Origin of the sequence: Salinigranum sp. (assembly GCF_041641895.1) — an archaeon.
In the GTDB taxonomy this organism is placed as follows: domain Archaea; phylum Halobacteriota; class Halobacteria; order Halobacteriales; family Haloferacaceae; genus Salinigranum.
Window position 1 is genome coordinate 1 of record NZ_JBEPXO010000098.1, and the last position, 12716, is coordinate 12716.

A 12716-nucleotide genomic window follows, 5' to 3' on the forward strand; every position below is an offset into this window, starting at 1 on the left:
AACGCGACACGACGCGACGACGGTTCGTCTCCATCTCCGGCACAGTAGCCCTGGGAACTCTTGCAGGCTGTACCGGCGGCGGAGGCGACGGCGGCGACTCGACAACCACCGCCAGCGGTGGCGACGGAGAGTCGGTTCCCTCCCAGTACGAGACGGCGACGAGTATCGGCGGTAACGAACGGAAGCCCGGGAGCCTCGCGTCCAAGGACGCGGTCAACTACAAGTCGAGCCCGAACGGCGGCCAGAAGTGTTCCGGGTGTACGTACTACATCGAGGACAAGAACGGAGACGACCTGGGCGCGTGCTCCATCGTCCAGGGGACGATAGAACCGAACGGGTGGTGTGCGAGCTTCGTCCCTCACCAGGAGTAACGACGCCCCTGAACCTGCAGTTCGCTCGATTGTACTCCGGTAACGCTCGCGTTCCCCGTTTCCCGTCTTGGTCCCGAACGCCGATTGTCGAATCTGGTCGCACCTCGAACGCGGGTTTCGGGCGACCCACGCGCGGGCACACATTATCGCCGAACTTCATGTAGTATGTAAACGTGTCACAGATTCTCACACAGTGACAATCGGCTGGGTACGTTATCCTCTCCCAACACGTTGCCGTTCCTATGTCCTTCAGAGACCCCTTCGAACCGAGCGGCGTCAGCCACTTCGAGTGCGTCGAGTGCGGAGACCGCCAGACGACCGCGGACCGCGTGACGGGATGTCCGACCTGCGGCGGCACGGTCCAGAACCTCAGCGTGCCTCGACACCAGTAATCGGCGTCGACGGGCGCAAACCTGTCATCTCCCCCGGCGCGGCCGTCCACCTCGGGGTGCCAGTCGGGTTCTCCTCGCCCTCGCGCGGCGCGGCGTTCCGTCGCCACCCTCGGGGACGACGAGCGGATTCGTTTTCTCGGACGACGGACGGATTTGCTCTCCCAGAACGCCGGGCGGCCGAGAGGACGCCGCCGACTCCTCTAGGCGGGGTCGTGCGATTCCCGGACGATGACCGGGTGAGCGGCCGAGTCAGGACGTCGGTGTCACTCCGCCGAGGCGTCTCACTCGCCGATACCACATTTTAAATACACGCTGTACATTTATGTAGTAATGAATAGTTCAGGAGAGCGAATACCGTGGCTCTACCGGTTCGTCCGCGACCGGTCGGCCCAGTCAGAGACGGTGGGCGTGGTTCTCATCCTCGCGATTACCATCGTCGGGACGACGGCCGTCGTCGCTCTCGGGTCGAACGCCATCGGGGGGACGCAGTCGCAGTCGGCGACGACGAGGGCGGAACACGCGATGACGCTGTTCGACTCCCAGGCGGCGACGGTCGGTCTCGGCGACTCGCCGGTCAGGAGAGTCAGCTTCGGCGGCGACGAGGGGTCCTACGCCGTCGTCCCGGACGCGGGACGGCTCACGGTCACGCACGTCAACTTCGACGGGGGGGCGAACAACGACGCCGACGACGTCGACAACCCGGGCGTGAGTTGGGCCGACGGAGACGACGACGTGAACCTCTACTCCGGGGAACTGGGCGCCGTCGTCTACCGGAACGACGAGACGACCATCGCGTACCAGGGCGGCGGCGTCTGGCGGACGGACGGACAGGGGCGGGCCACGATGGTTTCACCGCCCGAGTTCCACTACCGCGGGGCGACGCTCACGCTCCCCGTCATCCTGGTCCGAGGGTCGGGCGGGGCCGGCGGCGCCGCGACGGCGAAGATTTCGCGGAACGCGCCCGCGGTACGCGAGTTCCCGGCGCCCACCGCGACGTACCCCAACGGCGACCCGTACGACAACCCCTCCGAGAAGGGCCGCATCACCATCACCGTCGAGAGCGAGTACGCGAACGCCTGGGGCGACTACTTCGAGGAGCGGACAGACGGCAACATCACCTATCCCGCGGCCGACACCGTTCGACTGGAGCTGGTGAGTACGGGTCTCACGGGCGGGTTCACGATGCCGAACGAGGGGAGCGCCATCGAGATTCGCGGGCTGTACGGGGGGCACAACCTCGACGAGTTCGAAATCGCGCTCAGGCCGGACGACACGGACAGCGCCGACTTCGCGAACCTGGAGTGGTCCATGTACGCCGAGAGCGGGAGCCGACAGTTCGAGGCTCACCTCGCTCAGGGGACCGGGAGCGGATGTTCGGCCACCGCCGACGTGGTCGTCTTCTACTCCGAAGACGGCGGGACGACCTACGAGAGCTGGGTCGGGGAGGACGCGTTCACGGCTCAGTGTAGCGACCTGAACGGCGACGGCGACGACGAGGTGAAACTCGTCGCCGACTTCAAGTCGACGACGCTCCTCCGGAACGAGAAACCGAGCGGGCAACTGGTCCACTTCAGCAACAGCGGGTCGCGCGACACGACGCCGACGTTCGACCAGCACCCCGGGGCGACGCTCGGCGCCGCCGGGAACGAGAGCTACGAGTACGCGGACGGCGAGAGCGAACAACTCGGCACGCTCATGAGTCACTACCTCGGTCTGATGGGACCGGGCATCGACCTGACCGTCGACGACAAGAGTTCCGACAGCATCTCCGAATCGGCGTCGTACGGGAGCATCAACTACCCGGCCAACGACCGGTTCGTCACCTACATCCACGTCAGCGAGAACGAGATTCGAGTCGAGTTCGTGTAGCGCGGCCGGTCAGTTTTCCGCGGTCGAATCGACGCCCCGTCGACCGGGTCAGGCGAAGGACACGTCGATGCGGGTCACGCTGACGTACAGTTCGTCCGCGACGACGGTGCACTCGACGGTGTCGCTCGCGGGCATCGAACAGGTCGTCCCGTCCTGGTCGTCCAGGTATCGCATCCACGCCTCGGCGCGGGCCGGGTCCGTCTCCAGGGTTATCGTGACGTCGTACTGGCTCACGTTCGCGTTGTCGTCCGCGTCGGCTGGCACGGACGACAGCATCTCGGATTCGATCCGTTCGGACCGCACGAGGACGGTCGACGACCCGCCGACGCCGGTCGTGCTCTTCGACCGGGTCTGGACGACCGGAACGATGACGACCCGACTCCCGCCCGCGTCTCGGACGAGCAGGTGGGGCGACCTCTTCATCACGCCCGCACCGCGGTCCGTTCGAAACGTCGCGCCGTTCTCGTACACGACCGTCGTGTCGGTGTTGCTGGCGCGATAGACGATTGGCTCGACGTCGACGCTGTACGACTCACCCGGTACGTTCGTCACGTTCACGGTGAGTTCCGCCTCCTCGCCGAACGCCAGCGACGCGTCGGAGAGTTTGATTTCGGTCGCCCGCGACGGAGCGTCAGTGCGGTAGATGTCCTCGAAGTTGTCGGCGAGGACGTCGAACGCTCGCACCGCGTTGGTCACGCGCTCCTCGTCGCGAGAGTCCGCGAGGGCGCTGAACCCCGCCGTGTAGACGACCCCCACGGACGCGATGATGAGCGAGAACACCAGGACGAACCCGATGGCGTCGCTCACGGCCCGGTCAGTCATTCCGCACCTCCAGCGTTCCGACTGTGTGGTCGTAGGTGATGACCACGTCGCCGCCGGCGAACCCGGACCCGGTGTCGACCGGCGTCGCCGAGACGAATCCGACCGTCACCGACACGTCCGGCTGTCGGGTGGTGAGTTCTAGCTGGTAGGCGTCGCCCCCGACGCTCGAAACGGCGACCGTGTACCGCGCCCCGGTGACCGTTTCGGGGAACCCGCGGGCTATCTGCAGCGTTCCCTCGTCCGAGAGGCGCGCGAGTCTGTCCGCGGCGGTCAGGTCGGCCGCCATCTGCTGGCCGATGACCCGGAGTTCGTTCCGCACCGTCTGGTTTCGCTCGCCGTCGACGAGCGACCCGCCGGCGATGAGGAGACCGCTGATGAGGATGGTCGTCACGGTGAGGCTCAGGACGAACCCGAGCGCGGTGGAGACGCCCCGGTCCGTCCCCGCCGCCCGCGACCGGTCGCCGGGTCGGCGACGCGTCACGGCGGACACCCCGTGGCGTCGTCGTCCTCGTCGTGGACCTGCGTCACCTGTCGCGTGTTCCCCGCGACGTCAGTGACGACGACGGTGATTTCGACGCTCGACCCACTCTCGTCGATTTCAATTCCAGATGCGCTCGCCGTCGCCCCTCCGACGCTCGCCGTATCGACGGTGGCGCCTTCTGCCTCGACAACGACCTGCGACAGGTCCCCGTCGGGGTCCGACACCGACCAGTCTACCTCGAAGTCATCGACTCCTGCGTCGGTCACGGTCACGCTGTCGATAGTTGGTGCGTGGGCCGCCCCGCCGATTTCGCCCCGCGCGACCCGGACGTCCGACGAGAACTCGACGTTCGGGTCGGCGTACGTCATCCGCACCGTCGAGGAGTACACCGCCTCCGTCGTGTAGGGAACGCCGCTCCCCGGTCCGTCTTCGTAGACCGAACTCCCGCAGTGGGTCGCGTTCTCGTCGTAGTTGACCGCGCTCCGGAAGGACGACTCCGGACGGTCGACGGTGAGCATCCACGTGCCGACTATCTGGTCCGGGTTGTGGTACTCCACGGTCACCGGACCCTCGGGGTCGATTCGCTTGAGCGCCGGGCAGGTCGTCCCGCCGACCGTTCCCGCGGTCAGGTCCACTACCGCCGTCGAGGCGCCCGTTTTGCAGGTGTAGAACGCGCTCCCGTCTTTGACCGTCACTGCAGTGTCACTCCCGTCGTCGTAGACAGCGACGACCCAGGTGGACGTTCCGTCGTCGATTTCCACCATGAATGGACCGGTGGAAGACAGCGACCCCAGCGCCGATTCGACGGTCGTGTTGGTGAACGACCCCGGAAATTCGCTTGTGTTCACCGCCATCCGGAACCGCCGAATCTTCGCGTCGGTTGCGACGGTCCACGCCGAGGTCGACCCGTCTCGCGGGACGAACGCGGTGGTGTCGTCGTCGTCGACGATGCGAGTGCCCTCGCGGGCGTCCACGAACGACACTGACGTGTCGTGCCCGTTCAGCGCTGAGAAGTAGCCCTCCTGGCGCGCCCACTCTCCGACTCCGGCCTGGAAGTCGGACTCGCGGTTCCCGAAGGCGGCGTCACCCCCGTTCCGGTTCGCGTGGTCCATCAGGCCGCCCAGTCCGGTCTGGACGCTCTCCCTGAGGACGGTCACCTCGTTCGCGCTCCCGACTTCGCTCTGTCGCGTCGCCAGGTTCTCGGTGTAGATTGCCGAGTTGAGGATGAGCGCCAGGACCACGAACACGAGGCTCAGCGCCATCGCCGCGACGAGGAACAACTGCCCCCGGTCGCGTCGCCGGAGCCGTCCCAGGGGGCCGTCGCCGCTGGGCGGTCCGCCGCCGCCCCGCGGTCTCACATCCGCCATACGACCACCTCCACGCGGAGGACGTTGTACACGCCCGACCCGGATGCCACGTCCGGCGCGTAGAACGACGGCGCACTGCTGACGTTCTGTTCGGTCGGAAGCGCCACCATCACGCCGTCGCTGGGGTCGTCGGCGTACAGTACGTCGTCGTCGTACAGAGTCAGCATTCGCGTCACGGTGACCGCGTTGTCGCTCGGTTCGCCGCGGTAGACGAACCGGATGTCGTCCATTCCGCCGGGGGTCCGGTAGAAGATGCGGACGTTGAACGCGATGCTCCGGTCGGCGAACGCCTCGACGAGGCGTCGGCCGAACGTCGTGTTGTCGATGGCCTCGTCGTTCGTGTAGTACGGACCGCCGTCGGCCCCGTGGAACTGCGCCTGCGGCTCGTCCCAGTACAGCACGGCCCGCCTGAGCGCGCCGCTCTCTTCGGTGGAGGTGAGCACGCCGTCCGACGTCGCGGCGAGCTGGTTCTCGATGTGCTGGGAGGACGTACTCGCGGAGAGCGGCGTCACGGCCGTAATCTGGAGCGCGAAGACGACGGCCCCGAGGATCAGAATCGCCGCGGTGACCGCTTCCAGCGTGTGTGCCTGGGCCCGCACGCTACCACATCCTCACGAGCAGCGTCCCGCGGACGCCGTCGACCGAGACGGCCCGTCGCGCGACGACGACCGACCCCGTCTCGTTCGGAACCGTCTCACCCACTTCGAAGGGGCTGGCACACGTCCCCACCTGCGTCTCCTCGTCGACGTGGCCGTCGGCGTCTGCGCACAACCGCTCCGGAGTGCCGTCTCCGTCGGTGTCCTGCCCGACGATCTGGACGTTGAGGTGCTGGCGGGACTCGAGTCCGAACCGGTCTCCGAGCGTCTGGGTGTTGTCGAAGGCGCACGCGGAGTCGTCCGCGGCGGAATCGAAAAACGCCACCGTGCAGGTCCGGTCGAGGAGGTGCGGTCGGTCGCCCGCGGTGAGCAGGTCGTTCGAAATCTGGGTGGCGATGCGGTCGGCGCTGACGGTCTCTTCCTGCAGGCTCGTGCCGAACGGTTCGAGCATCCCCGGCACGAACGCCAGGATGAACGCCACGCTGAGCAGGAAGATGCTCGCGCCGACGGCGAAGTCTATCGTCGTCTGTCCGCGTCGGGTCATCCGACCACCATCCAGACGACCAGGGCGATGGTCTGGAGCACGACGACGAACTTCAGGCCGGCGCGGATGTCGGCCTCGCGGATGTAGCCGCTGATGAACCCGGAGAGGATGGCCTGCAGCGTGACCGCGTGGAAGAACAGCAGCGAGAGGAGGTTCGTGTCGACGCCCCCGCCGAAACTCGGGCCGCCGCCACCGCCGCTGGCGCCCTGGCTCTGCTGGGTCAGCCCGGACATCACGTCCAGGAACTGGGTCTTCAGGATGGCCATCACGGCCAGGAGCGTCAGGTACGTCATCAGGATGATGACGACCTGCATCCGGGTGCGCGACTTGCGCTCCCGGTCGATGTCGTCCTGGTTCTCGCTGGCCTGGGCTGCGGTGGTGAGAACGTCCGTAATCTGGCTCGAGGCTTCCTGGGCCTTGCTGATGAGCTTCACCGTCCGCGCCAGTCGTGGGATGTGGTACCGGTTGTTGAACTCGATGAGCGCCTCCCGGAGGCTCATCCCGTAGTGGACTTTCGCGTGCATGACGTCGAACTCGTCGGCCAGTTTCCCGGTCGACGTCTCCGCGACGGTCTTGATAGATTCGAGCAGCGTCTGTCCGGTGTCGTTCGCGCTCGACAGCTTTCGCAGGTTGTCCGAGAGCTTGCGGGTGATGGACCGCCGGGACCGGACGTTCCACTCGTGGAACAGGGTCAGGGGCGCGGCGACGACGTACACCGGCACGTACACCCACATGAAGGTCCCCCAGATGGGGTTCTCGATCATACCCTGCCAGGACGTCGGGGCCGCCCCCTGCACGAGAGCGACCCCGAGGAGTGCGACGGCCGCCGGGACGGTGATGAACAGCGAGTAGAGGGGGTTGTCGCGGAAGAAGATGTGCGGTCGCTCGAGGAGTTCCCTGGTCTTCAGCGTCCCCTCGCGGCTCCGGATGCGGTCGAAGACCGCGAACTCGCCGACGTAGCTCTCGATGAGACCCATGTGGAGCAGTCCCTCCTTGTGCCCCTCCTCCAGTCGCTTCGTGGTCCCCTCGCCCGGGCGGAGGTAGCCGTCGCCGGGTTCGTCCTGCTTGACCGTCGAAACCAGGACGAGGAAGCCGGCCCCGGTCAGCGGAATGAGGCCGTAGACGGTGCCGTACAGGAGAATTTCCTGTGCCTGGCCGAGCATGCTCATGATGACCAGGATGATGATGAGCAACAGCGGAAACAGCGAGAGGGTCATGTACATCTCGCCGAACAGCTCGAGGGTCTCCAGGGTGACCTCCTGTTCCTGCTTTGCGGTCCGCATGTGCTTGTCCTTCTTGTCGTCGAGGAACTGCTGCATGTCGCCCCCCGAGTTGACGATGGACAGCATGTCGGTCAGGAACTGCGAGAGTTCGTCGCTGGGCGTCGTCAGCGACTGCTGGCGGATGGCCGTCCGGTAGTCGGTCCCGAAGTACTCCGTCTCCTGGACGATGCTCTGGAACTCGCGCGAGACTTCCCCGTAGGTGTCCTCGGCCATCGCCATCGCCTCCAGAATTTCGAGCTGGTTCAGCCCCCCCACGGAGAGGGCGTACATGAACGAGACGGCGTCGGAGAGAAGCATGTTTATCTCGCGTTTTCGCGCCGACGCGCGCGAGAACGGAATCGCGACCAGCGTGCCGAATCCCCCGGCGAATCCGAGGCCGCCGAACACGACGCCCGAGAGGAGAATCGCGGCCGGTTTCGCGAGTTGCCGGAGCGTTTCGGCCGTGGCTTCGCTCCCGACCGGGATGCCGAGGCTGAACACCGACGGCGAGACGACGCCGAGGGCGAACAGCGCCCATCCGACGAACGTCCCCACGAACCACAGCGCCAGCCCCGCGATGACGCCGATGGCGAGCGCCCGCGAGAGGTACAGTTCGACCGTGTCCGGCATCCGGGCCTCCTGCAGTTTCGTCTCGACGTCGTCGACGAAGTCCCCGTCCTCGTCGAACAGCATCTCGAACAGCGGGTAGAACGCGTCGCCGAGGCTGTCGGCTCGACTATCGAAACTCGACCCGGCGTCGAGGCTCATCAGTCACCCCCCTCGCCGTCGGGGTCCACCCCCTCGAACTCGCCGAACGCCCAGCCGTCGTCGACGGTGTCGTCCTCGTCCTCGTCCTCGTCCGTCTCGGCGTCCTGCTCTTCCCCGTCCCCGGCGTGGGCCTCGTCGACGGGGGCTCGTCGGGAGTCGTCCGCCGCGTCGGTCGCTCCCGTGCGGTCCGCGTCGTCGTCCGGGGTCACTGCGTCGTCGTCCGGCGTCAGCGAGTCCTCGGGGTCGAGCGTCGCGGGTCTCGTGCTTCCGTCGTCGGGTTTCGCCGCCGACTCCGCCGGTTCGGACGCTGCGGGTCGGTTCTCCTCCCGTCCCCCTTCGTCGGCAGTCTCCGGAGGCAATCCGCGTTCGGCGTCGGAATCGTCGTCCGCGCGAGGCCGCGAGTCCTGCTCTCGGTCCGGTCCAGTCTCGCGTCCGAGGCTCTCCTCCCAGCCGGTCTCATCGTCCGCGTCCCACTCTGGGCCGCCGTCGAGGTCCCAGTTCGCATCGTCGTCCCCCGTCGACCCGGACTCGTCGCCGAACGCCGAACCGCCGCCATGACTCTCGGATTCGGGCTCCGCGGGTGCGTCCTCGGCGTCGCCGTCCCCCAGTCCGCCGCCGAGTTCTTCTTTGGAGTCGGCGTCGAGGGGACCCTCCCAGTCGTCGTCGCCGAACTCGACCGACTCCTCGTCGTCCCACGGGTCTCCGTCCGCGCCGAAGAGGTCCGACAGGTCGTCGTTCGCTCCGGGCGAGTCGTCCCGCTCCGCCTCCGAGGCCGACGCGAGGAACTCCGCCAGGTCGTCGTCACCCTCGTCGGCCGTTCCGCCGCCGAGCGCCGGGTGCGCGTCGCCGTCGAGTTCCGCGACTTCGTCCGCGATGGCGTCGAGTTCGGGTCGGTCGGAGCGCTCCGCGGTCACGTCCGGCTGTTCTTCCACGTCCAGGAGGAGGCTGGCGACGTCCTCGGCCTCCTTGCCCCGGTACCTGGGGAACAGCTCCTCCTCGGCGCGTTCGAGGATGTCCGACGCCAGTTCGGACACCTCCTCGCCGGGCGAGGGCCGCGGGACCATCTCCTCTTTCTCCGGCGCGATGTTGATGTGGACCGACTCCATCTCCCGGAGGTCTTCGAGGCTGCGCTCCAGGCCGTCGTTGGCCATGAGGGTCAGAATCGAGTCGGGGTCGTTGATGAACGCCTGGAACGTCGCGGCAACCTGGGTGTACGTGTTCAGACGGCGGTCGATGAGGTACGCCAGCACGACCTGTCGCTTGAACAGTTCGAGTTCGAGCTTGTCCTGCTTCCACCCCCTGTCGAACTTGATCTCTTCGAGCGTGCTGGAGCTCCCGATTTTCAGGAACTCGTCCGTCTCGGCCTGCCACTGGTAGACGTCCTGAACGTTGATTTCGTCGTTCTCGGGGTCGTAGTGGTTTATCTCGGTAATCGACTTGCTCCGCCTGACTTTCTGGCCCTCGACCCGCGTCGACGACTGGATGGACACCAGGTCCAGGGCGGTGAACATCGTCTTCGAGACGTTGATCGGTTCGGTGGTGAACCGCTTGAGAACCTCGCCCACGGAGTCGGCGTGGAACGTGGTGTAGGTCGTGTGCCCGGTGGACATGACCTGGAAGAGCGTCCGGCCCTCCTCGCCCCGAATCTCGCCCATCACGATGTAGTCGGGGCGCTGTCGGAGCGCGGCCTCCAGCAGGTCGAACTCGTCGACGTCGCCCTTGTCGTCGTCCGTGAACGACGGGCGCGTCACCGAGGCGATCCAGTTTCGCTGCGGGAGTTCGACCTCGCGGGTGTCCTCGATGGAGACGATTTTCGTGTTCGACGGGATGAACAGCGAGACCGCGTTCAGGCTGGTGGTCTTCCCGGACGCCGTCCCCCCCGCGAAGATGAGCGACTTGTTGTTCTCGATGCAGAGCCACAGGTACGCCATCTCGTCGAGCGAGAACGTCTTCCAGTTGATGAGGTCGATCGGCGTGAACGGGACGTCCTTGAACTGGCGGATGGTGTAGTTCGTCCCGTGGTCGGACACCTCCTTCCCGAGGGTGAGTTGCGCACGCGACCCGTCGGGGAGCGTCGCGTCGACCTGCGGGCGCCGCTTGCTGATACCCTTGTCGGAGCGCTGGGCGAGTTTGACGACGAAGTCGTCGAGTTCCTCCTTCCCGTGTTCCACGTTCGAGATGATCTGCTCGTAGTCGCCGTGGTAGACGAACACCGGGGAGTTGTACCCGTCGCAGGAGATGTCCTCCACGTTGATGTCGTGTTTGATGCCGTCGATGCGCTCGTACCCGATGAAGTCCCGGGTGAGCATGTACAGGAGCTTCTCGACCTGGTACTCGTTCAGTTTGTCCGAGTTCTCCTCCAGCAACACTGGCTCGGGGCGGACGCTGATGCCCGCCAGCGGCCCGTGTGCGCTGCCGGTCGTCCTGCTCGCCGACTGCCCGTCGTCCTCGGACTCCACCTCCTCGTCTTTCCCGTCGAACAGCGATCGGACCGTATCCAGCAGTCCACCGCTCTCGTCGGGTTCGTCCGCTGACGCGTCCGGTTCCTCGGGCGATTCGGTGGTCGGTCCGTCCCCCTCGTCGACCGTCTCCGCCGTCGCCCCGCCGTCAGTCTCCGCCTCGGCGGTCGACCCGCGGTTGAACAGTCCGAGTATCGATTCGAGGACGCCGCCCCGCTCCGCGCCGTCGTAGAGGTCGTAGCGTTCCAGGAGGTCGAGCGTCTCGTTCTCGATGACGGCCCGTCGGCCGTCCTCGTCGCGCACGAGTCCCTGCTCGGAGTACTTGATGGAGGTCCTGAGCTTCCCCTCGAGGTACTCCTTCAGGTCGGACTCGATGCGGTTCATGTACGGCTGGACGACGTAGTACTTCTGCTCGTTCTCCTTGCGCGAGTGGAAGATGACGACGAACGCGTAGGGCTTGTTCACCCAGTAGCGCTCGATCTCCTCGAAGTGGAGTTTCTTCTCCATCGGCACGGCCTTCTCGAGGTCGTACCGGTTGACCACCGTCGTCGCGCCGAGTTCGTCGGTGAAGAAGCTGTCCTCGTCGAGGTCCTCGGTGACGTCCACCGTTCGCTCGTCGACGACGTCGGACAGCTCCTCGGCGCGCTTCCCGGCGCGCGCCACGGCGTTCTCGATGACGTCCGGGTCGAACCCCAGCGCCGATTCGGCGTCGAACTCCTCGATTTCGCCGTCGGAGCGGGGACGACTGCCGTCGTCCTCGTAGTAGTACTCGCGCTTGTAGTGTTCCCACATCCACTCGTCTTTGACGACCGGCGTGGTCTCCGGGTCGCAGAACTCCTCGAAGATGTCGTCGAGTACTCGCGCGCGCCGGCCGGCCTCCCCGACGTGGGCTTCGGTCTCCTCCGGCGGGAACCCGAGGTACAGCTCCGGGTCGGTGTCGACGCGGTCCCAGTCCGCGGGTCCGGGGACGAACGTTCCCCCGCTGTCGTCGTCCCATCTGTTCTCACCCGGTCTCGTCTCGCGGGTCTCGTAGAGCGAGTCGGCCTCCCCGTCCGACCCGTACTCCTCGAGAAAATCGGCCCACGTGTATTCGCCGACGGCGGCCGGAGGGTCAGACAGGTCCCCCTCGGCCTCCGCGTCGACGGTCCCCTCCCCCGCTCGCTCGGCACCGTCGGCGTCGTCGATAGCCATTAGCATTACAGTCTATTCTCACAATTAAAAAAGTCTTCTCCTGTATTAATATCGTGTTAAGTGAGTGTAGGAATGTTTGCGGCGCCAGCGCGAGTGGACGATAGAAGCCCATTTTGCAGAGAATCGCGCGTAAAGTACTGCTTAACGGGGCGCAAACGCGTTCGGTGGTAACGGGGTCCACTGGATAACTGGAACTGGAATGACATGAGCGTCTGACGCCAGTCGTCGTTCTGGACGACGCTGTTCGCTCGCGCGCGCCTTGTCGGCGAGGTCCGGTCCGGTGGGCGCGTCTGCCCCGCCAGGGTCCCGGCGGAATCGACGTAGCCCAGACCGCAGTCTCGTTGTCGGCCCCGCGCTGCTCGATACGAGAACGGGCGTGGCGGGATTCGAACCACGGTCGGACGTGCTCGCTTCGCTGCGCGCGACTCCCTGATTCGAATCCCGTACCGGTTCAGTCGTCGCTCGCGGTGCTCGCTCCTGCTTGCACGGGCGTGGCGGGATTCGAACCCGCGATCGAGAGGTTAGGAACCTCTCGCCCTGTCCGCTAGGCCACACGCCCCGCTGGCGGTTTGTAGTCGCTCGTAAAAAGGATGT

Annotated in this window: 10 protein-coding genes and 1 tRNA gene; 3 read left to right on the forward strand and 8 right to left on the reverse strand. The window is 66.1% G+C overall.

All coding sequences use genetic code 11. The features are described 5' to 3' along the window. From ACESK5_RS16730 to ACESK5_RS16740, 3 genes are all read left to right on the forward strand, one after another. Positions 1-371 (forward strand): high-potential iron-sulfur protein (locus ACESK5_RS16730; protein ID WP_372912720.1); only part of this gene is annotated, 371 nt, incomplete at its 5' end. Between the two features lie 242 nt (positions 372-613). Beyond that, on the forward strand, positions 614-763 hold the full coding sequence (locus ACESK5_RS16735) for a rubrerythrin-like domain-containing protein (RefSeq protein ID WP_372912721.1): 150 nt from the start codon (positions 614-616) through the stop codon (positions 761-763). Between the two features lie 330 nt (positions 764-1093). Further along, on the forward strand, positions 1094-2632 hold the full coding sequence (locus ACESK5_RS16740; RefSeq protein ID WP_372912722.1) for a hypothetical protein: 1539 nt from the start codon (positions 1094-1096) through the stop codon (positions 2630-2632). 48 nt (positions 2633-2680) lie between these two features. Here the strand turns inward: ACESK5_RS16740 and ACESK5_RS16745 are convergent, their stop codons facing one another. The 8 genes from ACESK5_RS16745 to ACESK5_RS16780 form a co-directional block, all read right to left on the reverse strand. Further along, a complete protein-coding gene (locus ACESK5_RS16745; protein ID WP_372912723.1) occupies positions 2681-3454 on the reverse strand; it encodes a hypothetical protein in 774 nt (257 codons plus the stop codon). Next, positions 3447-3935 (reverse strand): hypothetical protein, encoded by a 489-nt coding sequence (locus tag ACESK5_RS16750; RefSeq protein ID WP_372912724.1) that lies wholly within the window; start codon positions 3933-3935, stop codon positions 3447-3449. Before ACESK5_RS16750 ends, ACESK5_RS16745 begins: the two co-directional genes overlap by 8 nt. Beyond that, positions 3932-5302 carry a hypothetical protein gene (locus tag ACESK5_RS16755; RefSeq protein WP_372912725.1) on the reverse strand — a complete coding sequence of 457 codons (1371 nt, stop codon included), beginning with the start codon at positions 5300-5302 and terminating at the stop codon, positions 3932-3934. Before ACESK5_RS16755 ends, ACESK5_RS16750 begins: the two co-directional genes overlap by 4 nt. Further along, a complete protein-coding gene (locus ACESK5_RS16760; RefSeq protein ID WP_372912726.1) occupies positions 5290-5901 on the reverse strand; it encodes a hypothetical protein in 612 nt (203 codons plus the stop codon). Before ACESK5_RS16760 ends, ACESK5_RS16755 begins: the two co-directional genes overlap by 13 nt. A 1-nt stretch (position 5902) precedes the next feature. After that, positions 5903-6442: a hypothetical protein gene (locus ACESK5_RS16765; RefSeq protein WP_372912727.1), complete on the reverse strand. Its 540-nt coding sequence runs from the start codon at positions 6440-6442 to the stop codon at positions 5903-5905. Next, positions 6439-8472 (reverse strand): type II secretion system F family protein, encoded by a 2034-nt coding sequence (locus ACESK5_RS16770; RefSeq protein WP_372912728.1) that lies wholly within the window; start codon positions 8470-8472, stop codon positions 6439-6441. Before ACESK5_RS16770 ends, ACESK5_RS16765 begins: the two co-directional genes overlap by 4 nt. Beyond that, positions 8472-12122, reverse strand: coding sequence for an ATPase, T2SS/T4P/T4SS family (locus ACESK5_RS16775; protein ID WP_372912729.1), 3651 nt, complete (start codon positions 12120-12122; stop codon positions 8472-8474). Before ACESK5_RS16775 ends, ACESK5_RS16770 begins: the two co-directional genes overlap by 1 nt. A 486-nt stretch (positions 12123-12608) precedes the next feature. Then, positions 12609-12681, reverse strand: a tRNA-Arg gene (locus ACESK5_RS16780). Positions 12682-12716: the final 35 nt, after the last annotated feature.

What these genes read in the sequence shown, in the direction of transcription:
- ACESK5_RS16735 (WP_372912721.1), top strand. Translation starts at nt 614, where the DNA reads ATGTCCTTCAGAGACCCCTTCGAACCGAGCGGCGTCAGCCACTTCGAG.
- ACESK5_RS16740 (WP_372912722.1), top strand. Translation starts at nt 1,094, where the DNA reads ATGAATAGTTCAGGAGAGCGAATACCGTGGCTCTACCGGTTCGTCCGC.
- ACESK5_RS16745 (WP_372912723.1), bottom strand. Translation starts at nt 3,454, where the DNA reads ATGACTGACCGGGCCGTGAGCGACGCCATCGGGTTCGTCCTGGTGTTC.
- ACESK5_RS16755 (WP_372912725.1), bottom strand. Translation starts at nt 5,302, where the DNA reads ATGGCGGATGTGAGACCGCGGGGCGGCGGCGGACCGCCCAGCGGCGAC.
- ACESK5_RS16765 (WP_372912727.1), bottom strand. Translation starts at nt 6,442, where the DNA reads ATGACCCGACGCGGACAGACGACGATAGACTTCGCCGTCGGCGCGAGC.
- ACESK5_RS16770 (WP_372912728.1), bottom strand. Translation starts at nt 8,472, where the DNA reads ATGAGCCTCGACGCCGGGTCGAGTTTCGATAGTCGAGCCGACAGCCTC.
- ACESK5_RS16775 (WP_372912729.1), bottom strand. Translation starts at nt 12,122, where the DNA reads ATGGCTATCGACGACGCCGACGGTGCCGAGCGAGCGGGGGAGGGGACC.